The following is a 22,634-nucleotide window of genomic DNA, read 5'->3' as shown; positions in this document are numbered from 1 at the left end:
ATTAGCAACTATTTAGAATGAGAATTAATATTAGTCATGAAAAAAGTACTGTTCATTTTAGTTTCATTAAGTTCTACATTGGGTTTTTCACAAAAAAAAACATCCAAGTTTTCGGTTAATTACAATAAGAATATTGAGACTTATTTTCTCGCGGAAATTCTTTCAGCAGAACACAGAAAAAATAATAAAGATTTTGAACTTTATAAAATAAAAGAATGTTCTGTTTATCAGCCTATTGTAAATAATGCGTTGAAAAAATATGAGTATTTAAAAGACTCAAATATTGCCATTGAAACGGCAAAAATTAATGATATTTTAATGGATAAATATGGTCAGGGGAATGATATGCTCATGACTCCTTTAATATATCATCAGGAATTTCCGGCCACAGAATGGATCAATGATTATCAGTTTAGCAGCAATAATTTGACTGAAGTGCAGAACAAAGAAATTACTCAATTAATTAAAAATTACCTCTCCGAACTTTCAAAATTTTATACTAAAGAAAATATTAGCCAGTTTTTTAATGAAAATAAAGACTTTTATAAAGGGGGCGAAAATGAGTATAACAAACATATTCCTGCTGGATTTACTGATGCTATGGAGCAATTCTATGGAGAAGGTTTTCATTCCTATACGATCTTGATCTCTCCGATGATGATGTGGCCTATATCAGATGGAGAAGGAAGAGGAATTGGAGCCAATGTAATCTCAAAATCAGGCAATACAGATATTTATGAAATAGCAAGTCCATTTGTGAAAGCTGAAAAGAAAGGGCAGTTTGGATATGACGAAGAGTTTCAGGCAAGATTTTTAAGTGTACATGAATTTGGACACTCTTTTGTCAATAAGGAAGTATATCAGCATAAAGATAAGCTTGAAAAGTTTAAAGATCTGTTTGAAAAATCAAATTTAAAAGAAGTCATGATCAAAACAGGAGGGTATGGAGACTATCAAACTTGTGTTGCTGAACATTTGGTGAGATTGGGTGAAATTCAGACTGCAAGAATTCAGAAAGATTTTGAAAGAGCTAAAAGACTGGAAGAATATCATTTAAAAAATAATTTCATCTTCCTTCCCTTATTAGAAGAAAAAGTAAAAGAGTATAATTCCAATAGAAAAAAATACAAGAAATTTGGAGACTTTGTTCCTCAATTACTGAAGGTTTTTGAAAATTCAAACATTGAATTTATCAATAATGCATTGGATCAGAACAAGAAATAAAAATTATAAATTGCATCCTACTATGAATACGATAAACATTGATTTACACTGCGACCTTTTATATTATCTGCTAGGGTCAAATTCAACTATTGATGATAAAGAACTGGGATGCTCATTGCCTTATCTGCAGGAAGGGAATGTAAAACTTCAGGTAATGGCTATGTATGCCGGAACAGGGGAAGGAAGTACGGGTTATGGACTGAAGCAAAGTCAATTATTTTCAGAACTTATCAAAAATGAAAACTTTTTCCTGTTCGAAAATGGAAATTATAAAAATCCTGAAAATGAGAATCGGGTAGGAGTTATTGCTTCTATTGAAAATGCATCTGCTTTCTGTGATGAACATGAAAGTCTGGACTCTGGATTTAAAAAGCTGGAAACTATTATTGAAAATACACAGAAAGTACTTTATATCGGAATTACCCATCATTTAGAAAATCGTTTCGGAGGTGGAAATAATGCTGCTGCCGGACTTAAAGAAGATGGTAAAGTGTTGATTGATTACATTGCAGATCGAAAAATTGCCATAGATCTCGCTCACACCAGTGATCAGTTGGCTTATGATATCTTCAGCTATATAGATCAGAGAAACTATTCAATTCCTATTCTGGCAAGCCATTCCAATTATAGAACAATTTATAAAAACAATCGGAATCTTCCGGACGAATTGGCTAAAGAAGTTATTAAAAGAAATGGCTTAATTGGCCTGAACTTTATCAAAGATTATGTTGACCTTGAAAATCCTGAAAAACTTTATGAGCATATTCAATATGGACTTGATTTAGGTGGCGAGAACAACATTGCCTATGGTGCTGATTATTTTTATTGGAAAGATCATCCGGATACCTCCCGTCATCCGTTTTTCTTTGAAGAACACTCCAATGCATCGGTTTATCCAGCTATCAATAAAGAAATTGAAAAAAGATTCTCTGCTGAACTTGTAGAAAAGATTAGCCATAAGAATGCATTGGATTTCATAGAGAATATGTATAAATAAAATTATTCTTATCTGATTAAATCAATGCATAATTACAACAAGTCACTCCTCTGGAGCTCTAATTTTAAAACCAAATACTTCCTATTGACGGTTAGCTCCTATTGGGGCTGGATTTGATCCCATCGGGATCTACTGTTATTAGAAAAATGAAGTGCCTTTAAAAAGAAAGCTCCAGAGGAGCGACCTGTTAATACCTAAATCTGAGAAATTATATTAAAAAGAAAATAGATTTGTATGTTTTATTTTACATGAAATAAAATATTGTAAAATACTATTAAACATGTTTTTATGTAATTTTATTTAATGCTTCCTTTTATACTTTACTTTCTGCTTGATGATCTCAATCACATCTACATTCTGGACTTTAGACTTAATCCATCCATGAATGTCAATATAAAATAATGATCTTCTGTAATATTCATTTTCTGAAAATTCTTCAAGCTTTTTATCAAACATTTCAAATGCTTTATGTCTTTGATCCGGCAGCTGGTTATTCACATTTTTGAAAAACTGAATGCTCTCAAAGTGAAATTCTTCAGGTTTTTTCATCTTTTTAGCAAATTTCAGCGTAGAAGCAATGAATTCATCATAGTCTTCATCATTTCCGGATTCATATTTAGACATTAAAATCAGAATCCGAGTATGAAATAGCAAGTCCTCCTGCACATTACCTTTCGATTCAATGACTCTCATCGAATATTCGATTGCCTTTTTATACATTTTACTTCCGAAAAACATCGCAGCCATTTTAAGATAAAGAATCATAAAGTGGTGTTCATCAATTCTTTCCCTCAATTTTTCCATTTTCAACTCGATCTCCGGAATGAGTTTTGTTCCTGTAAAAAATTCACCTTTTACAAAATGAATATTCATCAATGTATTGTAATGAGTGAGGAAAATAAGAGATTGAAGATTCTCATTCTGGGCAAAGTTTTCAGCATTAACTCTCATATTGAATTCCTCAAAATTCTCTTCCAGAATGTCGATATTTCCATACAGGAACAAGATTTTCAACAGGTAAGTATTTCCTTTAATATACCAAACCGGATGGCTGAAAATCATCTCCGGATTTTTATGAAATAAATCTACCCACTGATAGGCATATTTCAAAGTATATTTATAATCTTGTAACAATTGATTTTTCCAGACATGAGCCTTAAAATACCATAGTTTTTCGGTGAAATTTAATTTGTCAAACCGTATATTTTTAATTTGAGCATTGAAAACCTCCAAAACTTCTTCACGATCTGCATCATTTTTTACATACCCATGGGTAAGCATTTCACTGTACAATTTCAGAGAAAGGTTGGATAATTTTGTAGTATAACGGTTTTGTTTGCTTAATTCCTGAGATTGTCTGATGAGTTCTTCAGCACGTCCTTCAATACTTCTTGTAATAAACTGGGATTCAATTACTTTTTCAAGGTCTATCACTTCGGAAGCAATGCTCTTTTCGTCTAATTCCAGGGCAGAATGTTTGGTTTTATCGAGTATCTTCAAAGCTTGTTTATAAAGCCCTTTTTGATATAGAATATTCGCGAAATCCAATTGTTCCCGAAGCTGGATTCTGTAGTTCTGATGGCTTGGGTTCATTCGAAGGCTTACCAGAATTTGCTTGTAAAGGTGTGCTTTAAGATTAGAAAGTTGTTGCTTCGTAGATATCTTTTTTTCAATAATAATACTTTCATCATATTCCTTCATTTTATCCATTTCAGAAAAAAGAAGTAAAAACTTGGCATCTACATTAATTCCGAGACGGTTAACATACAATTTGAACTGTCGCTTTTCGGAAGTGGTCAATGACTTTACCAGTACGAACAAGAAATCTTTCTGCAATTCTGCCATTGTAAATTTTTAAAATTTAAATAATTAAATATCAGTGATATACGCTTATGTCTTCAACAGTTGAATATTGTAATTTTCTGAAAAAATGAAAATGAAAAAATATAGCAAGCTGTAGTTTTGAGCCAAAATTAAGTAAAAAACTTTTATTTATGAACTCCGAAAAAATTGAAATTTTTGATACCACGTTGCGCGATGGAGAACAGGTTCCTGGATGTAAATTGAATACAAGACAGAAACTGATTATTGCTGAAAAGCTTGATGAACTGGGAGTTGATATCATAGAAGCAGGATTCCCGATTTCTAGCCCTGGAGATTTTGAATCTGTTTCTGAAATTTCAAAACTTGTGAAAAATGCTAAGGTTTGCGGGCTGACAAGAGCCAACAAAAAAGACATTGATACTGCTGCAGAAGCTTTGAGATATGCCAAAAAACCTAGAATACATACTGGGATCGGAACTTCTGATTCTCATATCAGATACAAATTTAACTCAACGAGAGAAAATATTATAGAACGCGCTGCGGAAGCGGTAAGATATGCTAAAAACTACGTTGAAGATGTAGAATTTTATGCCGAAGATGCCGGAAGAACAGATAATGCCTATCTGGCGCAGGTATGTGAAGCCGTAATCAAGGCAGGAGCTACTGTTCTGAATATTCCTGATACCACAGGTTATTGTTTACCGGAAGAGTATGGGCAGAAAATTAAATACCTGAGAGAAAATGTAAAAGGAATTGAGAAAGCAATTCTATCATGTCATTGTCATAATGATCTAGGATTAGCTACTGCAAATTCTATTTCCGGAGCCATCAATGGAGCTCGTCAGATAGAATGTACAATCAATGGACTGGGAGAAAGAGCAGGAAATACGGCTTTAGAAGAAGTGGTGATGATCCTGAAACAACACAAGCATTTAAATCTGCATACTGATGTTAATTCCAGAATGTTGAATGAAATGAGCAATATGGTCTCTGATCTGATGGGAATGTCTGTACAGCCCAATAAAGCAATTGTAGGAGCGAATGCATTTGCGCACAGTTCAGGAATTCACCAGGATGGAGTGATCAAAAACAGAGAAACATATGAGATCATTGATCCGGCAGAAGTAGGTGTCAATGCTTCTTCTATCATTCTTACAGCAAGAAGCGGACGCTCGGCGTTAGCTTATCGTTTTAAGCATATTGGTCATGATGTTACCAAGGAAGAACTGGATTACCTATATCAGGAATTTTTAAAGATAGCGGATCTAAAGAAGGAAATAGGAAATGAAGACCTTGCTTTGATCATGGAAACTTGCAGCAGAAAAATAGGATAAGGTTTGATTTAATTCAAGATAAAAGTAAAAATGAACAACGATAAAAAAACACTTTTTGATAAAGTTTGGGATGCTCATGTAGTAGATACTGTTCCTGACGGACCACAAATCATCTATATTGACAAGCACCTGATCCATGAAGTAACCAGTCCGCAGGCTTTTGCAGAGCTTGAATCCAGAAATCTGGAGATATTCAGACCGGAACAAATTGTAGCAACAGCCGATCATAACGTTCCAACACTTCATCAGGAAGAACCCATTCGCGATGAATTATCAAGAAACCAGGTTCAACAGTTGACAGAAAATTGTGAGAAAAATAATATTGAACTATTCGGACTGGGGCATCAGTATCAGGGAATTGTACACATTATCGCTCCTGAACTTGGAATAACGCAGCCGGGAATGAGTATTGTGTGCGGAGACAGTCATACTTCAACGCATGGAGCATTTGGTAGTATTGCCTTTGGAATCGGAACGAGTCAGGTAGCTCAGGCTTTGCCAGTCAGTGTCTGTTGTTGAACAAACCTAAATCGATGAGAATTACTGTAAACGGTAAGCTTAACGAGAATGTTCAATCTAAAGATGTTATTCTTTACATCATTTCAAAAATAGGAACTGATGGCGGAACAGGGTACTTCTGTGAATATGCAGGAAATGTGTTCGAAGAAATGTCTATGGAAGGTCGGATGACCGTTTGCAATATGAGTATTGAAATGGGTGCCAGAGGTGGAATGATTGCTCCTGATAAAACGACTTTTGAATATGTTAAAGGAAGGAAATTTGCGCCTACAGGTGAAGAGTGGAATGAAAAAATAGCGTATTGGGATACCCTTAAAACCGATGAAGGTGCTGTTTTTGATAAGGAACTGAGCTTTAATGCAGCAGACATTTATCCCATGATTACTTATGGAACCAACCCCGGCATGGGAATTTCTATTCACGAAACCATTCCAGCACCACAAAGCGAATCCGAAGCAAAAGCTTTACAGTATATGGGATTGGAGGCTGGACAAACACCATCCAGTATAAAAGTTAATTATGTATTTATAGGAAGTTGCACCAATGCACGGATTGAAGATTTCCGTTCTGCTGCTCAGTATATCAAAGGCAAAAGCAAATCTGAAGCGGTAAAAGCATTGATCGTTCCAGGTTCGCAACAGGTAGTAAAACAGATCTATGAAGAAGGATTGGATAAAATCTTTAATGAGGCAGGATTCCAGATCCGTCAGCCTGGATGTTCAGCTTGTCTGGCGATGAATGATGATAAAATTCCGGAAGGAGAATATTGTGTTTCCACTTCCAACAGAAATTTTGAAGGAAGACAGGGGCAAGGTTCAAGAACTATTCTGGCAAGCCCGCTTACAGCAGCAAAAGCTGCTATAGAAGGTAGAATTTCAGCTTTTGAAAGTTTAAATTAAAACAACACATGCAAAAATTAGTTATTATAAAATCCCGTGCAGTTCCATTGCCGGCAGAAAATATAGATACGGATCAGATTATTCCGGCAAGATTTTTAAAAAGTATAGATAGAAAAGGGTTTGGAGAAAATCTATTCAGAGATTGGAGGTTTAATATCCATACCCATGAGCCTAATCCTGACTTTGTTTTGAACAACCCTAAATTTAGTGGTGAAATCTTAGTGGCAGGAAATAATTTTGGATGTGGAAGCAGCCGTGAACATGCTGCCTGGGCATTAACAGATTACGGATTCAAAGTCATTGTTTCTAGCTATTTTGCTGATATTTTTAAAGGAAATGCTTTAAATAACGGGCTTCTTCCTGTAAAAGTTTCTGAAGAATTTTTAAAAGAGATTTTAGAGGGAATTAATGAAAGTCCGAACAATGAAATTGCCATTGATGTAGAATTACAATCTATCAGTTTTAAAGATACTACTGAAACTTTTGAAATTGATTCTTATAAAAAAATATGCCTTTTGAATGGCTATGACGATATTGATTTTCTAATCAGCAAAAAACAGGCGATCACAGAATTTGAACTAAAAACACAGACAACAAATGAGCAACAATTATTTTAAAATTGCAGTTCTTCCAGGAGATGGAATAGGCCCCGAAATCATTGGGGAGAGTATTAAAATATTGGATGTTATCGCGGAAGCTTTTCAATATAAATTCCATTTTGACTATGGATTAATTGGTGCTGAAGCTATTTTTAAAACAGGAAATCCGCTACCTGAGGAAACATTGAAGATATGTAAGGAATCGGATGCTGTGCTTTTCGGAGCAATAGGTGATCCTGCATTTGACAATAATCCTGAAGCTAAGGTAAGACCAGAACAAGGACTATTGAAACTTCGTAAAGAGTTAGGCTTATTTGCCAATATCCGCCCTTTGAAAACATATGCTTCACTGATTGAAAAAAGCCCACTGAAAAGAGAAATCATAGAAGGAGCAGATATTCAGATTTTCAGAGAATTGGTAAGTGGAATTTACTTTGGGGAAAAATTTACCGATCCTGAAGGAGCTTACGCTTATGACGTTTGCAAATACAGCAGAGAAGATATTCTTCCAATTGCTCACATGGCATTTCAGGAAGCCCAAAAAAGAAATAAAAAGCTGACCTTAATTGACAAAGCCAACGTATTGGATACGTCCAGATTATGGAGGAAAATTTGTCAGGAGATCGCTTTAGAATATTCTGATGTACAACTTGATTATATGTTTGTAGATAATGCAGCCATGCAGTTGATCCTTAATCCAAAACAGTTTGATGTTATATTAACTGAGAATATGTTTGGAGATATTATTTCTGATGAAGCCAGTGTAATCGGAGGGTCTATCGGATTGCTTCCTTCCGCATCAGTAGGAGATAATAATGCATTGTTTGAACCTATTCATGGTTCATACCCACAGGCAAAAGGAAAGGGAATCGCTAATCCTATCGCCTCTATTTTGAGTGTGGCCATGATGTTGGATCACCTTGGATTGGAGCCTGCAGCCAGCAAATTGCGACAGTCTGTAGAGCATGCTATTGAAAATAAATATGTTACGATAGATCTTAATACAAAGCAATATTATTCTACAAGTGAAGTAGGAAGCTTTATTGCAGATCATATCAGGTATTCTGAAAAATCATATTATAATTTTGAGAATGTAAAAATTGGAAAATCTACCATTGTGTAGGTATATTATAGATCACTTAGATAGATAGTTAGTAGAAAGGTTCGGTCTCAAAGAGACCGAACCTTTCATTTTTTATTTCTGAACTATTTTAAATGATTCTTTAAAGAATCATTTTACTCTTTTGTATTATCCGTTTTTCCTGATTTGTTTTTGGAAGCCTTTTGAATGTCTTCTTTATCAATATCGGGAGGATTAACCTTTCTCGATGAAGCAGGAATATTCTGGAAATCCTGATTTTGCTTTTGGGTCTCTGCAGTATTCGCAGATTCCTTTTTCTTATTATTTCCTTTTGAGTCCATTGCTGAATTATTTTTAGAGTCCAAGAACACCGATCTTTCCGGTCTTATCTTCTATAGTATAATTCAAAGCCTTTGCCAAAACAAAAATATTATCAAGGTTTTCCATTAATTGTTTACGCCCTTCAGATCTCAATTGGTTCTGATCAATAGATTTAACAGCCGTTTCCTTAGCTTTTGCTGTTACATTTTTAATATCCTTTTCAGAAATTCTATTAAAAAAGGAATCATCCATCGATTGGATCTCAACACTAGGTATAATTTTTATATCTGCATCCGGAAGCTCTGTGATCACCAGCTTTTTATTAATGGAATCTACATCAATCTTCATTTTATTCAGGTCATAAGAAACCTGGGCATTGGTTTTTGTAAAAGTAATGATACTGTTACTTGAAACTTCTTTACCCATAAACTCATAGCCCATCTTGGTTTTCTGCATAGAAGAACTGTTTTGTTCTATCACCACCATCTTATTCATTTTGGAGATCTGGTTAGTCAGAATATAATAATCTGACTTTTCCGTTTTTTTTCCAAGATTCAGACAGGATTTAAGTCCAAAAAACAGAAGTACCATAACGCCGGCACCTGCTGCAAACGATAAAATTGTTTTATAATTTCTCAAATCTATTTGAAAATTTCTTTAATTACAGATGAGTCGTTCTTTTTCAGAATTTCAGCTAAATCTCTTTCAATATAACCACTGGTAGGCATTTCTACTATTCTTCCTACTTCTTTTCCATATCTCTTCAGAATAATAGTAGGCACTTTCTGGATGTTATAAAGAGATTCGTCTCCCGTAGGAGATTCTTTTTTGCGGTTAACAGCAATAATAGTCAGTTTACTTTCAGGAAAATTTGCCTCTTCCAATATTTTCATCAACCTTGGAAAATCTCTGTGACTATCTTCACACCAGGTTCCCATAAAAACGATGATATCATAAGAACCTAATCTTTCCTTTCTCAGTTCACTGATCGCTTTTTGATCCAGAGCATATTCATCATGTTCCTTTACATACCAATCGGCATAAGGTGCTTTTGAAAACTGCTCTTTCAACTGATGTCCCAGAAGCATTTTTCCATCTTTTTCAGTGGTGACTTCGCGGTTAACCACTACTTTTTGAGCACTAAGCTGTTGAGTAGCTAAAAATAAACTTGAAACGGCAACAATATTTGTAATAAATTTTTTCATATTTTATTTTTCAATAATTGACTTCAGATCAGCAGGAGAATAGTATTTATTTTTTAATACTTTGTGGTCCGCTTTTCTGTACACATTGAACTTTTCACCAGATTTCTCATAGAAAGATTCCACGTCTTTTTCTTTATAGAATTCAACGGTTTCGTTAGCCTGCTCTTCGTTATCACATGCTTTCGACATATTGGAACGCTGAACTTCGTTGAATAGCTCTACAAATTTGTTGCCAAGACCGAATTCCAGTACAGCACCACTCAAAACGTATTGTAAATCACAAAGAGCATCTGCAATTTCTACAATATTATTATCAGCGATCGCTTGCTTTAATTCATTAAGTTCTTCCTGTAGAAGTTCTACTCTAAGATTGCATCTTTCTGGGGAAGGTATTTGTGGGGTGTCTAGAATAGGGGCTTTGAAAGTAGTATGGAATTCTGCTACTTGGTTCAAACTATCAATTTTATCCATGAATTTTTTTATTTATCGCAAAGATAGAAAACGATTTGCTAATGGTGAAATGTAGAATGTAAAATAACCTTCATTAAGTTGTGGTTTGTTGATAATGTCCATTTTAAAATTTACAAATGGCGTCAACTTTTTACAGACACTTTTTTAGATCTCTGGTTCCAAACTTTACCATTTAAATTTACAGGTTTTGTGAGTATTTGCATAAAAAACCACAACTCTAAAGCTGTGGTTTTAGTTTAAGATCTATTGATTGTATTCAATTTCAATTATTCCTGCTCTTGATACTCCCAGATTCCCGAAATCTGTAAAACTTCTAATCCCGGTTGCTTTTCGCCATACCCAAACACACAAAAATAAGGAGTTGAGCATGATGTACAGCGGGTTCCGAAATATAAAGTTGGCAGATCATTGATTGTTAATTCTCCGTAATACTGCATTCTCTGTGAAGTTTCGGTAACCATTCCGTTCTTAAGAAGTTCAGGTTTTGATAATACTTTGTTTTCATGGTAAATTTGAAAAATAGGAAATCCCGATTGATAAGGAGATATTTCCACTGTATTTTCATGACCACATTCACAGCAGGTAAATTGAGCACTTGCCGCCGGAAGTGTTTCGTTATTGATAAATCGGTCTTTCTGAAGTGAAGCTTTTTTACCAATGTTTATTTTTTTTGATATTGAATACATCTGAGTTTAATTGATTACTGGATAACGGTTCCTACAAGGTTATTGTATTTTCCGCTCGGACTTTTCTTAATGGTAATTTTTATATACCCTTCTTCTGCTAATTTATTCCATGTTTTTGGAAAACCGGTATTAATATCGATAGGAATTTTCCACATGGCCTGTTTTCCGTTTCCGGTTTGGTTGAACCAAGGGATAATATCTGCCGTTTGAGACTTGAAAGGAAGCGCGTTAAGGACATCTATTTGATAATAAAAATCATATTTATTTTCAGGCTGATTTAAAGCTCTTTCAGTGAAAGTATACACATAACCATTAATAATCGGGCTCGTAAAGTTTCCACCTAGTGTTGGATTTCCTGTTCCATTGTAAGTTCCAACAGCACCACTATAGCGGTCGTATTTTTGCCCTGCTTGTATTGCAACATCATCTACAATATTATAGCCTCCGTTTGCCGGTGGCCAACCACCATTCAAATTATTAGCCTGAAAAAGAGCTTCTAATTCTTTCCATTTTCCCAATTTGTAAAGATCAAATGCCTGGATTCTAATCGGCTGGCTTACTTTGTTGTCAGAATCATAAGTAGTGGCAAAATCATCAGCACTCTTGTAAAATACTATTTTTACCGGACTTGGCTGGATAATGATTTCCTCTTCTCTGTCATCAGAGCTACAAGCCATAGAAAAAGATGTCATGGCCACAAATAAGATGTACTTAAATAAATGTTTCATATAAAAAAATTAAATTATGTAAAAATTTAAATAGGTATTATCAGGAATGCAGGCCAATAGCAATGCTTATATGGAATAGAATATCTTTTTCAACTGTACAGATGTTTTCTTTATCAAAAAATATTTGATTTTAATATAATGAACCTTGTCTTCTAAGATGAAGGAAAAAGGAATCAAAAGAATAGAATGATCTATCACAAGAAAAGCTATGGAAAGCTTCCTTTAAATACAAACTGGTAACGGTACAGGTATTGAGCGATAAATTTAAGTTAAAAAAATGAATTTATAGTATATTTTCAACATATATGGTTTATGGTGGGAATTATGTAATATTTTTTAAGGTTATAAAATTATTTTTGTTAAACATAAATAATTATGACTAATTTTTTATTTAAAATTAATCATACGCACCAACAAAAATATTATGAAAGAAAATCAAATCTTATTTAATGGATTAAGATCGCAAATGTATAAACAAGCTCTTAACGATTATCCTAACGCACGAGAAAGTGATATTCATGTAATGAAAAAGTATCTTGCTCCCCAATCTCATGAAGTTATTTTGGAAGCAGGAGCTGGGAGTGGATTCTTTTCAGGAATATTGGCAGATATGTTGCCTGCAGGGAGACTTATTGTTTCTGATCCATCAGACGATCAACTTAATGGAATTAAAGAATTGAAGAAAAAAAATATTGAAGTTCTACAGGAGGGAGCAGATCATATTTCGCTTGCAGAAGAAAAAATTGATGCTGTTTGGAGCTTTGGAGCATTACATCATTGCTTTGACAAAACAAAAGCTTTTGGTAATTTTTCCCGCATCCTGAAAAAAAATGGGAGATTGGTCATTGGGGATGTATGGTCATCAACCAAGTTAGCTGATTATTTTGATAAACATGTTGCTAAACATTGTGCGACAGGACATGAAGTTGCGTTTTGGAGTGATGGCTTTACAGAAACGCTTTGCGCACTAAATGGCTTTTCAAACCCAGAAATCTATGATCTACCGTTACAATGGAAGTTTAAAAAAAAAGAAGAGATTGGGGATTTTATCTATAAGTTCCATGCAATGGTTTCAACCACTCCAGAAGATTGCCTGAATGCAGCGCATGAATTATTGGGCGTTCAAAAACAAGAAGATGGAACATTTAATCTTAATTGGCCGATGAAGATTTTCGTTGCCACAAAATTATAACTTTAATAATCTGATATAAAATAAGCTACGTCAAAAATGAGGTAGCTTATTCTATTTAATGTATTTTTAATATACTATTTCTTGATGAACATTTTTGAAAATTTATCAATCTGAATAATATAATTTCCTTTTATCAAACTGCTTACATTCACTGTTCCGTTTTGAAGATTGCCTTCAATGGCTAGTTTGCCGGACATATCATAGATTTTATATCTTTCTGATTGTGTATTGGAAAGTGTTAAAATATCTTTTACAGGGTTGGGGAATAATTTTATTTCTGTTGAACCTTTTAATTGGGTTTCTGCAGTGGATAACTGGTTGGTAGTTACAGAAATATTAGCATTATTCACATCAAAAAAGATATGATTACTACCTTTCACCATAATTCTTCCTGAATTGGTGGCAATATTAGGGATCGCTACAGCCTCCGAACCATCATTAGGAGTAGCAGCCAATAGAGTAGTCCAGGTCTCTCCGTTATCTGTAGACCAAAGAATATCCACGTTGGCAGTATTGATATTATTAGAAGTTGTTCCAGCCACATCCCAGGTTACTGTTTGTGAAGTTCCTCCCACATACGATACAGCATTGTTCTGAGATGTAATAAGAAATGGACCTGCCAGAGCATTAACGGTAATTTTTGTGTCATCAGAATTGTTTCCTGCTCCTCCTAATCTATTATCTCTAACCGTAAATCTGAAGTTCAGATCTCTTGATACGGAAGATAAGGCTTCAACTCTTATTTCTTCACCTTGGGTTTCTGTTGCTCCTTTTAGAATACTTGCCATTTGAGGGAAATACCTTACAGATGAAGTTGTGGGTGTCCATGATCTGAATGTAGGTCCCGCGGTTTTAGTAGCTGTAGCTACAGAATTACTTCCTGTTTGGGAAGATGTTCCGTTATCCATCTGTTCCCAGATATAGGTAAGTGAATCTCCATCAGCATCTATTCCTGAACCTGTTAGTACAAATGGTGTATTTTTAGGAATTGTATAATCTGCTCCCGCATTCGCTGTGGGAATTGAATTTCCTGTAGGAGTATTTACAGAACAGGTTGTTGCTTTAATGGTATTGGTTATCTGTTCAATACTTCGGGCATGAAAAAACGGATTTGAATTTGATTGTACATTATAAGGGGAAACTCCCGCATACCCCATAATGGTAGAACCGGAACCTGGTTCTACAGGCTGCAGCCCAGTCTGTGTAGTATATGAAAATGTATGGTTTCCTCCAAACTGATGCCCCATTTCATGAGCTACAAAATCAATATCAAAAGTATCACCTGAAGGAATGCCGTTAGAAGGGGATGTGTAGCCGCTTCCTTTGTAATTTTCAGGATAAGTAGTTCCCATGTAATTATAGGTAGACATATCATCACTGCATATACAACCAATACATCCGGCATTTCCACCTCCTCCAGTAGCGCCAAATAAATGACCAATATCAAAATTTGCATTTCCTATTTTTGAACTTAAGTCATTCATAAGTTCAAAATTCCATTTGTTCATTTTATTGGATGGTGAAAAGGGATCAGTATTGGCGTTGGTATAAATAATAGCATCATTATTTGGAATCAGAACCATTCTCGCTGCAAAATCATTTTCAAAGATACCATTCACACGGGTCAGTGTATTATTCATGGCCGCTAAAGCATCAGCTTTGGTTCCTCCAAAATAAGTTGCATATTCACCTGTACAAGACAATGCAAGTCTATATGTTCTTAAAATAGCATCATCAGCATTTTTAGCAGCAATGGTATGAGAAGTTCCTTTCTGTGCAGACTCCAAAACTTTACATTCAAAATCATTCAGCTCGTTTTTTTTATCAGATCTTTTGTAAACAGCATATTTGGAAAGATCTTTAGTGTAAGGTTCAATAAAGACCGCTGATTTATCACCATAGATTTCCATAGAAGATAGGCCTAAAGAAGAAATACTGAAATACACTGTTGAAGATTGATCTTCTAACCCCTGGCCAATATATGATTTAATATCTGGATATTTAGCAGCTAACTCAGGATCAAAATTTGAATTTTCTGTTACTCTGAATCTCGCCATTGTTCCTGATGAATTAGGTAGGGAAATAATAACCTGCGATTTTTCTGTTGCTCTTTTGGGCGTTCTTGCCAGTGCATTTTTTAAACCATTAATATCCAGATGAAAAATTCTTGGATTATTAATATTTTTCATATTCTCATGAACAGAAGCAGAGTCTTCCTGAGATCTTCTGGACCATAAACGATCCGTTTGCGCAGAAGAAACGCCAGATAACACCAGCATCCCCATCATTAATAATTGTTTTTTCATGTTGCCGTGAATTTTTTTGTATGGTTCAAAATTAGGGAAAAATATTAGTAATTATTATTCTTTTTTAGAATAATTAAAAATAAAGAACACAAGTCTCTGACTATAAATACATAAAAAAACTGCCCATTTACAGGGCAGTTTCACATCGTTTAAATTTTTGGGTGATTAGTTTTTAACAAATCGTTTAGAGACTTCTCCAATTTGGATCATATAAGCTCCTTTAATGAGGTTACTTACATTCACTGAACCTCTTTGAAGCTTTCCTGAGTCAACTACTTTTCCGCTCATGTCGAAAATTTTATAGTCTTCAGATACTGTATTGGAGATGTACATGATATCTTTTACCGGATTAGGGTATAGTTTAATATCTGTCATCAAATCTTTCGTATTCGAAAGTTCTCCTCTTCCTGAAGAAACAATATTTACGGTATAATCTTCAACTTGTCCATAAGTATACGCTTCACAAGATGAAGTAGGAATCGTGCTGTATTTCATCATAACTCTCATTCTTGTAGAACCAAGAACTGCTGTTGATGGAATAGTAACTGATCCTGTAACCGGACTTGTTGTAGAACCTGCTTTAGACCAAACCAGTTCGCCACTGTCTGCAAAGCTTCCGTTTCCGTTATAATCAATATACACCGCGTAAGCTTCATTGTACTTCGTAGAAGTCCAAGTAGGAGTGATAGATAATGCATAAGAACTTCCTCTCGTTACATTGGTAGAAACAGAAGTAAAGTTTTCATAACCCGCTGTTCCTGTTGAAGTATTATTGATGGTTCCGAAAGTTACTTTACCAATTCTTTCATCAGCAGTGTTAGACGCTGAAGCAGAACAGTAAGTAACAGTTCCTCCACCAGCAAGTGTTGTAACATTCACAGTATTACTTGATGATGAAGCATTACCTGCGGCATCTTTTGCTTTCACAGAGAAGCTATAGGTAGTAGATGGCGTTAAACTTGTTACCGTATAACTTGTGGAGGCCGTAGAACCAATCAGGGAAGCATTCATATATAAATCATATCCTGTAACGCCTACATTATCTGTAGCTCCAGACCATGAAAGGTTGGTACTTGTAGAAGTTGTTCCTGAAGCAGCAAGGGTAGGTGCAGTAGGTGCAACTGTATCAGGTGTTCCTGATCCTGCGTTTACAGAAATATTAGCATTGTTTACATCAAAGAAAATATGATTGGAGCCTTTTACCATAATTCTTCCTGTAGTAGTAGAAACATTAGGAATTGTTACGGCTTGTGAACCATCATTAGGAGTTCCTGATAATAGGGTAGTCCAGGTATTTCCGCTGTCTGTAGACCAAAGAATATCCACATTAGCAGTATTTACTCCATTGGCAGTAGTTCCCGCTACATCCCAGGTTACAGTTTGTGAACTTCCACCTGAATAAGTAGTTGCTGAATTTTGAGAAGTAACAGCAAATGGTCCTGCAGTACTATTTACTGTAATAACTGCATCGTCCGAATTGTTTCCTGAACCTCCGGCTCTGTTGTCACGAACAGTGAATCTGAAATTTAATGTTCGTGCTACAGAAGAAAGTGCTTCTACTGTAATTTCTGAGCCTGCTGTAGTCGTCGATCCGGCTAGGATAGAAGCCATTCTTGGGAAGTATCTAGTAGGAACAGTTGTAGGTGTCCATGATCTAAAATTAGGCCCTGAAGCTTTTGTAGCGCTTGCCGCAGAACTTGCTCCTGTTTGGGAAGAGGAAGCATTATCCATTTGTTCCCACACATACGTTAAAGAATCGCCATCTGTATCCGTTCCGGTCCCGGTCAGCACAAATGGAGTACCTTTTGGAATCGTATAATCTAAGCCTGCATTCGCTGTTGGAATAGAATTTCCTGTGTTGGTATTTACAGAACAAGTTTTAGCTTTAATATTATTGGTGATCTGCTGGATGCTTATAGCATGGAAAAATGCGTCAGAGTGTGGCTGAACATCCTGGCTGGTAATTCCGGCATATCCCATGATTGTTGATCCTGAACCAGGCTCCATATTAGCTCCGGTACCTTCATTATTCATAGAGAATGTATGATTTCCACCGAACTGATGCCCCATTTCATGAGCTACATAATCGATATCAAAATTATCTCCTGATGGGATAGCATCTGCAGGAGAAGTATAACCGCTACCTTTTGAACCATTGGTACAGATACAGCCGATACAGCCTGCGTTTCCACCCCCACCGGTAGCTCCGAATAAGTGGCCGATATCATAATTAGCTTCTCCAATAACAGAAGTCAGTGTACTTTGTAGTTGGGAATTCCAGCTGTTCATTCCGGATGCTGCTGAATAAGGATCTGTGGAAGCATTGGTATAAATTACAGCATCATTGTTCGCAATAAGAACCATTCTCGCAGCGAAATCTTTTTCAAAAACACCGTTTACACGAGTCATTGTGTTATTCATAGCGGCCAAAGCCTGGGCTTTTGTTCCCCCAAAATAAGTAGTGTATTCTCCTGTACAAGATAATGCTAATCTGAATGTTCTTAATTTGGCATCGTCAGCGTTAGGTCTTGCTGCAACACCTGCGTTGGATACACCTTTTTTAGCAACATCAATTACGGTACATTCAAACTTGTTAAGATCATCGGTTTTGTCAGATTTTTTGTAAACAACATACGTAGAAAGATCTTTTGAATAAGGTTCAATGAAGACTGCTGATTTATCGCCATAGATTTCCATGGATGATAGTCCTAATGAAGAAACGCTGAAATAGACTGTTGAGTTAGGATCTTCAAGTCCCTGGCCTACATAAGATTTAATGTCTGGGTATTTGGCAGCTAATTCGGGAGTGAAGTTGGAATTTTCTTTTACTTTAAAGGTTTCCATTCTGCCATCGGAATTCGGAAAAGAAATGATGACTTCTGATTTTTCGCCGACTGCGAGTCTCTTTGGAGCTTTAGCCAGGGCATTCTTTAATCCGTTGATATTCAGATTGAATAGTTTTGGATTTCGGATGCTTGTTTTGTTTTCAAAAGGCTGTGAAGCTGTTTTTGAAACTTCCTGAGACCAAAGACGGTCAGTCTGTGCGAAGGAAACTCCTGTAACAAGAAGCATCCCAAGCAGGGTTAATTGTCTTTTCATATTAAATATTTGTTTTTATTATGGTATATCGAAATTAATAAAAATTATATTACGAAAAACAAAAATTTTTAAGAAAATTTTAGATTATCCATTTAATATATTATGTGATACATTGAATATACCTAAAATAATAATGTCTCAAAATGAAAAAATGACATACGCAAATCACGTATGTCATTCATTTTTTTATTAAAATAATTATCGTTTATCTCATATCATCAGCAGTTGGACCATAAAGCCCTGGAACTTTATTTCCGGTTGATCTTAAATAAACAACCAATTCACCTCTGTGATGGTATAAATGATTATAAAGAAAACCTCTTACCACCTGAACTCTTGGAGAAGCAGGAAAAATAGCATGGCCATTCATTTCCATTTTCCATTCATTGAAATAAGTATTTTCATCAGACTCTTCCAAAACTTTCTGTGCCCTAGCTACATTTTCTTCAAATTTTGCTACAATATTTTCGGCTTTAGAAATATCACCTTTATCGTACTGATATTTTCCCATGTCAAAGACGTCCTGATTAAAGGTAGGGTCGTACCAGTTGTACACTTCTGCAATATGAGAGGCGAGCTGACCGGTTGTCCAGTTTTTTTCAGATGGTTTCCAGTCTAAAGCGCTATCAGGGATTGCTTTTAAAATTTTTCTGGTGTTTTCTGCTTCATGCAAAAATTCACCTAAAAGGGCCTGTTTAATCATTTGTATGAGGGTTAAATTTATTTTGTAATATCTCTTCCGATCACCAGTCTCTGGATTTCAGAAGTTCCTTCCCCAATTGTACAAAGCTTAGAATCTCTGTAGAATTTTTCAGCAGGGAAGTCTTTTGTATATCCGTAACCTCCGAAGATCTGAACACCATTATTAGCAATTCTTACACAAGCTTCAGAAGCATATAATTTTGCCATAGCTCCTTCTTTTGTCATTTTTTGCTTAGCATTTTTCAATGTTGCCGCTCTTTGAATCAAAAGTTCTGCAGCATCAATTTCGGTAGCCATATCAGCAAGCATGAAGTTGATCGCCTGGAATTCAGAGATTGATTTTCCAAATTGATGTCTTTCTTTAGCATATTTTAAAGCAGCTTTATAAGCTCCTCTGGCAGTTCCTAAACTTAATGCTGCAATAGAAATTCTACCTCCGTCAAGGATTTTCATCGCTTGCTTGAATCCTTCACCTACTTCACCTAAACGGTGAGAGTCTGGTACACGTACGTTATCAAAAATTAATTCTGCGGTTTCAGAAGCACGCATTCCTAATTTATTTTCTTTTTTCCCTGAAGTAAATCCAGGCATTCCTTTTTCTAAAACAAAAGCTGTAGAGTTGTTTTTAGCTCCTTTTTCACCTGTTCTGGTCATTACTACAGCAATATCACCTGAAATAGCATGAGTAATAAAGTTTTTAGCTCCGCTGATGATCCACTCATCACCATCTTTCACAGCAGTGGTAGACATCCCTCCTGAATCTGAACCAGTGTTATGCTCCGTTAATCCCCATGCTCCGATTATTTCCCGGAAGCTAACTGAGGAAGCCATTTGTGTCTCTGTTCTTCATTTCCAAACTCATAAATATGATTTGTACAAAGAGAGTTGTGTGCTGCTAAAGAAAGACCAATAGACGGGTCTACCTGAGAAATTTCATCCAGGATAGTAACATATTCGTGATAGCCTAAACCGGATCCTCCGTATTGCTCAGGAACTACAATTCCCATAAAGCCCATTTCTCCTAATTGATGGAATAAATCTTTTGGAAAAGTCTGGCTCTCATCCCACTCCATAATATTCGGTCGGATATTCTTTTCTGCAAATTCTCTAGCTGTCTCCGCTATCATTTTGATGTTGTCAATTGTCTCTGTATTCATATTGATAATAGTTAGTTCCCAAAGATAACCAAATTGACGGAATGCTAAAAAAAATTATCACATCCATAATATATATCATGTCAATATTTTAATTTCCAATTTTTTATATTCCGAAAATTAATATATTCTTAATAAAATATTCAAACTTTTACATTCTTTATTTTACTAATTTAGCCGTCCAATTTTTAAGGCATGAAAAAAATTCTACTTCCTATTATTTTGATTTCTTCTTATATTTCTGCGCAGGCTCCTGCCGGATATTATAACGGAACAGCCGGATTAACTGGCTATGCCCTGAAATCTAAGATTCATGATATTATTTCAGAGAAAATGGTCAACTGGCACTATGATGATCTTCCGAATCTTTATAATCAGACCGATCTTGATAAATATTATGATCACGATGCTTCCAACACAGAATATCTTTTAGATATTTATTCAGAAATTCCGTCAGGACCAGATGCTTATGAATATAAATCTAATCAAATGGTATCTGGTGCCAATGCTGAAGGGCTAGGGTATAACAGAGAGCATATGATGCCTCAAAGCACATTCAGTACAAGTTCTAAGATTAGTGATTATCCTATGTATTCAGATCTGAATTTTATTATTCCGGCAGATGCGAGAATCAATCAGTTAAGAAACAACTATCCTTATGGTATAGCAGGGACTACTAATTATTATACTTTCACCAACACTTCGAAAATATCTAAGGCTGCAATCCCTAATTATCCTTATGCAGGAAGAGTGTATGAGCCTATTGATGAATTCAAAGGAGATGTTGCGAGAACTTTATTGTATTTTGCGGTAAGATATGAAGGTAAATTAGGCTCTTTTAATACAGCATACAGTACATCTGCAACAATAACACCAGCTACAGATCAATGTCCGCTTGATGGGACGGAAGAAAGAGCAATTGATCTTCCTTATATTGCAATGCTTAAGCAATGGAGTGCAATGGATCCTGTTTCACAGAGAGAAATTGATAGAAATAATGCAATATACGCCATACAGAAAAATAGAAATCCATTCATTGATCACCCCGAATGGATTGATATGATCTGGTCTGAAACTCCGGATAATATTGCTCCTGCGGCTCCGGGTTCTCTGGTTTCAACACAACAAAATGCTTATTTTGTCAACCTGAATTGGTCTGCTTCGTCTGATACTGATATTTAGGATACAGAGTGTATATGAATGATTCAGCAACGCCTATTGCCACTACTAAGGGAACTTCTGTAACCATAGATCACTTAACCCCATCTACTACTTATACATTCACCGTAAAAGCTTTTGATAAGGGATATCTGGAATCTCCATTCAGTAATACTGCTACAGCTACTACTATTGCTTCAGACTCATATGCTCCCGATCTTATGATCACAAAGTATATATCAGGAACCAATAACGTAGCTAATACTATTAAGAATAATGCACTGGAAATTGTAAATAAAACAGGACATGAGGTCAACTTAAATAATTACCGTATTAATATTCAGCTTAAGAATAATACTTCAGGAGCTATTTATAATGCAGATACTTATGAGTTGGAGGGTAAAATTGGGAATAATGAAATCTTTGTAATCCTGAACCCTAAAGCTAATTTATCATGCTATTCTAATGATCAGGCTAAATTTGTAACGGCATCTGATCCTATGAATTTTAAAGGAGAGAATTATGTAGAACTCGCTTATAATAAAACGATTACTGTAGATGCAATTGGTACAAAATACGTATCCAATAGCAATGGTAATGTTTCATTATATAGAAAAAGTATAATCAATCAGCCTAACAGTACATTTAGTGTTGGAGAATGGGACTCCTATCCATCCAATTATTGTCAAAACCTTGGAACATTATCTACAACAGAACTTATTGCATCCAAGGATAAAAAATTAGGAATATATCCAAATCCGGTATATGATCGTCTTTTTGTAAATGGGGAAATTGAAAAGATAAAAACGGCTCAGATCATTGATTTTTCAGGAAAAGTGATTCTCACAGAGAAAGACCCGTTCAGAAATAAGAAAGATATTTCTGTACAGGGAATTCCTACAGGAACCTATATTTTAAGACTGGATGATCATACTCAGCAGTTTATAAAAAAATAGTAAAAGAATAACTGATATTGTAATGATACCCAACCTAACAGGTTTTTGAAACCTGTTAGGTTTTATTTTTTTAGAGATCGTGGTCTTAATCCTGCCAGGGTTTGAAATCACAGCAAGGATAATAGCCCTGATGTTCTATGTTAATTTGCAAATTATTTAAGTTAAAATTTTATCTTTTA

General features: G+C 35.3%; 18 protein-coding genes and 2 pseudogenes. 9 read left to right on the top strand and 11 right to left on the bottom strand.

Annotation, left to right across the window (positions count from 1 at the left end; translation table 11 throughout):
- The first annotated feature begins 36 nt into the window (after window positions 1-36).
- Window positions 37-1,224, top strand: a complete 1,188-nt coding sequence (locus tag QWZ06_RS13730) for a DUF4932 domain-containing protein (protein WP_290298769.1) — start codon at window positions 37-39, stop codon at window positions 1,222-1,224.
- A gap of 22 nt (window positions 1,225-1,246) precedes the next feature.
- Entirely contained in the window at window positions 1,247-2,221 is a 975-nt protein-coding gene (locus QWZ06_RS13725) for a dipeptidase (RefSeq protein WP_290298767.1), read from the top strand.
- 300 nt (window positions 2,222-2,521) lie between these two features.
- On the opposite strand, the gene QWZ06_RS13720 is transcribed toward QWZ06_RS13725, so the two are convergent.
- Entirely contained in the window at window positions 2,522-4,066 is a 1,545-nt protein-coding gene (locus QWZ06_RS13720) for a hypothetical protein (RefSeq protein WP_290298766.1), read from the bottom strand.
- A gap of 149 nt (window positions 4,067-4,215) precedes the next feature.
- Between QWZ06_RS13720 and QWZ06_RS13715 the strand changes: the two genes are divergently transcribed.
- The 4 genes and pseudogenes from QWZ06_RS13715 (at window position 4,216) to leuB (ending at window position 8,519) form a co-directional block, all read left to right on the top strand.
- Window positions 4,216-5,379 (top strand): 2-isopropylmalate synthase, encoded by a 1,164-nt coding sequence (locus QWZ06_RS13715; protein WP_290298765.1) that lies wholly within the window; start codon window positions 4,216-4,218, stop codon window positions 5,377-5,379.
- Window positions 5,380-5,409: 30 nt separating this feature from the next.
- Window positions 5,410-6,797: pseudogene (gene leuC, locus QWZ06_RS13710) on the top strand (3-isopropylmalate dehydratase large subunit).
- Between the two features lie 8 nt (window positions 6,798-6,805).
- Window positions 6,806-7,414: a 3-isopropylmalate dehydratase small subunit gene (leuD, locus tag QWZ06_RS13705; protein ID WP_290298764.1), complete on the top strand. Its 609-nt coding sequence runs from the start codon at window positions 6,806-6,808 to the stop codon at window positions 7,412-7,414.
- The gene (gene leuB, locus QWZ06_RS13700) at window positions 7,395-8,519 is read left to right on the top strand and encodes a 3-isopropylmalate dehydrogenase (protein ID WP_290298763.1); all 1,125 of its coding nucleotides are present in this window, start codon (window positions 7,395-7,397) and stop codon (window positions 8,517-8,519) included. The genes leuD and leuB overlap by 20 nt, the downstream gene beginning before the upstream one ends.
- Before the next feature lie 113 nt (window positions 8,520-8,632).
- Here leuB and QWZ06_RS13695 read toward each other — a convergent pair whose 3' ends face one another.
- From QWZ06_RS13695 to QWZ06_RS13670, 6 genes are all read right to left on the bottom strand, one after another.
- Complete coding sequence (locus QWZ06_RS13695) at window positions 8,633-8,818, bottom strand: hypothetical protein (protein ID WP_290298762.1); 186 nt, start codon at window positions 8,816-8,818, stop codon at window positions 8,633-8,635.
- Window positions 8,819-8,831: 13 nt separating this feature from the next.
- Window positions 8,832-9,437 (bottom strand): DUF4230 domain-containing protein, encoded by a 606-nt coding sequence (locus tag QWZ06_RS13690; protein WP_290298760.1) that lies wholly within the window; start codon window positions 9,435-9,437, stop codon window positions 8,832-8,834.
- A gap of 2 nt (window positions 9,438-9,439) precedes the next feature.
- Window positions 9,440-10,003 carry a TlpA family protein disulfide reductase gene (locus tag QWZ06_RS13685; RefSeq protein ID WP_290298758.1) on the bottom strand — a complete coding sequence of 188 codons (564 nt, stop codon included), beginning with the start codon at window positions 10,001-10,003 and terminating at the stop codon, window positions 9,440-9,442.
- A 3-nt stretch (window positions 10,004-10,006) separates the two neighbouring features.
- A complete protein-coding gene (locus QWZ06_RS13680; protein ID WP_045496588.1) occupies window positions 10,007-10,474 on the bottom strand; it encodes a pyrophosphohydrolase domain-containing protein in 468 nt (155 codons plus the stop codon).
- A gap of 266 nt (window positions 10,475-10,740) precedes the next feature.
- The gene (locus tag QWZ06_RS13675) at window positions 10,741-11,160 is read right to left on the bottom strand and encodes a hypothetical protein (RefSeq protein ID WP_290298755.1); all 420 of its coding nucleotides are present in this window, start codon (window positions 11,158-11,160) and stop codon (window positions 10,741-10,743) included.
- A gap of 14 nt (window positions 11,161-11,174) precedes the next feature.
- Window positions 11,175-11,888, bottom strand: a complete 714-nt coding sequence (locus QWZ06_RS13670; RefSeq protein WP_290298754.1) for a glycohydrolase toxin TNT-related protein — start codon at window positions 11,886-11,888, stop codon at window positions 11,175-11,177.
- Between the two features lie 424 nt (window positions 11,889-12,312).
- Between QWZ06_RS13670 and QWZ06_RS13665 the strand changes: the two genes are divergently transcribed.
- Window positions 12,313-13,080, top strand: a complete 768-nt coding sequence (locus QWZ06_RS13665) for a class I SAM-dependent methyltransferase (RefSeq protein ID WP_290298753.1) — start codon at window positions 12,313-12,315, stop codon at window positions 13,078-13,080.
- A gap of 74 nt (window positions 13,081-13,154) precedes the next feature.
- Here QWZ06_RS13665 and QWZ06_RS13660 read toward each other — a convergent pair whose 3' ends face one another.
- The 4 genes and pseudogenes from QWZ06_RS13660 to QWZ06_RS13645 all read right to left on the bottom strand — a co-directional run bounded on the left by QWZ06_RS13660 (window position 13,155) and on the right by QWZ06_RS13645 (window position 20,344).
- Window positions 13,155-15,386 (bottom strand): reprolysin-like metallopeptidase, encoded by a 2,232-nt coding sequence (locus QWZ06_RS13660; RefSeq protein ID WP_290298751.1) that lies wholly within the window; start codon window positions 15,384-15,386, stop codon window positions 13,155-13,157.
- Window positions 15,387-15,551: 165 nt separating this feature from the next.
- Window positions 15,552-18,485, bottom strand: a complete 2,934-nt coding sequence (locus tag QWZ06_RS13655) for a reprolysin-like metallopeptidase (RefSeq protein WP_290298749.1) — start codon at window positions 18,483-18,485, stop codon at window positions 15,552-15,554.
- Window positions 18,486-18,690: 205 nt separating this feature from the next.
- Window positions 18,691-19,188 carry a DinB family protein gene (locus QWZ06_RS13650; RefSeq protein WP_290298748.1) on the bottom strand — a complete coding sequence of 166 codons (498 nt, stop codon included), beginning with the start codon at window positions 19,186-19,188 and terminating at the stop codon, window positions 18,691-18,693.
- Between the two features lie 17 nt (window positions 19,189-19,205).
- Window positions 19,206-20,344 (bottom strand): annotated as a pseudogene (locus QWZ06_RS13645) (acyl-CoA dehydrogenase family protein).
- A gap of 192 nt (window positions 20,345-20,536) precedes the next feature.
- Between QWZ06_RS13645 and QWZ06_RS13640 the strand changes: the two are divergent.
- Window positions 20,537-21,523 carry an endonuclease gene (locus QWZ06_RS13640; protein ID WP_290298747.1) on the top strand — a complete coding sequence of 329 codons (987 nt, stop codon included), beginning with the start codon at window positions 20,537-20,539 and terminating at the stop codon, window positions 21,521-21,523.
- A gap of 14 nt (window positions 21,524-21,537) precedes the next feature.
- Window positions 21,538-22,455 carry a T9SS type A sorting domain-containing protein gene (locus tag QWZ06_RS13635; protein WP_290298746.1) on the top strand — a complete coding sequence of 306 codons (918 nt, stop codon included), beginning with the start codon at window positions 21,538-21,540 and terminating at the stop codon, window positions 22,453-22,455.
- Window positions 22,456-22,634: the final 179 nt, after the last annotated feature.

The organism is Chryseobacterium tructae (genome assembly GCF_030409875.1).
Lineage (GTDB): Bacteria > Bacteroidota > Bacteroidia > Flavobacteriales > Weeksellaceae > Chryseobacterium > Chryseobacterium tructae.
Note: the sequence above shows the minus strand (reverse complement) of the source record. Positions and strands in the feature narration are given on the sequence as shown.

Bases quoted from the DNA above. Each gene is read 5' to 3' on its own strand.
- leuD (WP_290298764.1), top strand. From the start codon at position 6,806: ATGCAAAAATTAGTTATTATAAAATCCCGTGCAGTTCCATTGCCGGCA.
- QWZ06_RS13725 (WP_290298767.1), top strand. From the start codon at position 1,247: ATGAATACGATAAACATTGATTTACACTGCGACCTTTTATATTATCTG.
- QWZ06_RS13715 (WP_290298765.1), top strand. From the start codon at position 4,216: ATGAACTCCGAAAAAATTGAAATTTTTGATACCACGTTGCGCGATGGA.
- QWZ06_RS13655 (WP_290298749.1), bottom strand. From the start codon at position 18,485: ATGAAAAGACAATTAACCCTGCTTGGGATGCTTCTTGTTACAGGAGTT.
- QWZ06_RS13680 (WP_045496588.1), bottom strand. From the start codon at position 10,474: ATGGATAAAATTGATAGTTTGAACCAAGTAGCAGAATTCCATACTACT.
- QWZ06_RS13650 (WP_290298748.1), bottom strand. From the start codon at position 19,188: ATGATTAAACAGGCCCTTTTAGGTGAATTTTTGCATGAAGCAGAAAAC.
- leuB (WP_290298763.1), top strand. From the start codon at position 7,395: ATGAGCAACAATTATTTTAAAATTGCAGTTCTTCCAGGAGATGGAATA.
- QWZ06_RS13670 (WP_290298754.1), bottom strand. From the start codon at position 11,888: ATGAAACATTTATTTAAGTACATCTTATTTGTGGCCATGACATCTTTT.
- QWZ06_RS13730 (WP_290298769.1), top strand. From the start codon at position 37: ATGAAAAAAGTACTGTTCATTTTAGTTTCATTAAGTTCTACATTGGGT.
- QWZ06_RS13640 (WP_290298747.1), top strand. From the start codon at position 20,537: ATGAAAAAAATTCTACTTCCTATTATTTTGATTTCTTCTTATATTTCT.
- QWZ06_RS13660 (WP_290298751.1), bottom strand. From the start codon at position 15,386: ATGAAAAAACAATTATTAATGATGGGGATGCTGGTGTTATCTGGCGTT.
- QWZ06_RS13665 (WP_290298753.1), top strand. From the start codon at position 12,313: ATGAAAGAAAATCAAATCTTATTTAATGGATTAAGATCGCAAATGTAT.
- QWZ06_RS13685 (WP_290298758.1), bottom strand. From the start codon at position 10,003: ATGAAAAAATTTATTACAAATATTGTTGCCGTTTCAAGTTTATTTTTA.
- QWZ06_RS13635 (WP_290298746.1), top strand. From the start codon at position 21,538: ATGAATGATTCAGCAACGCCTATTGCCACTACTAAGGGAACTTCTGTA.
- QWZ06_RS13695 (WP_290298762.1), bottom strand. From the start codon at position 8,818: ATGGACTCAAAAGGAAATAATAAGAAAAAGGAATCTGCGAATACTGCA.
- QWZ06_RS13720 (WP_290298766.1), bottom strand. From the start codon at position 4,066: ATGGCAGAATTGCAGAAAGATTTCTTGTTCGTACTGGTAAAGTCATTG.
- QWZ06_RS13675 (WP_290298755.1), bottom strand. From the start codon at position 11,160: ATGTATTCAATATCAAAAAAAATAAACATTGGTAAAAAAGCTTCACTT.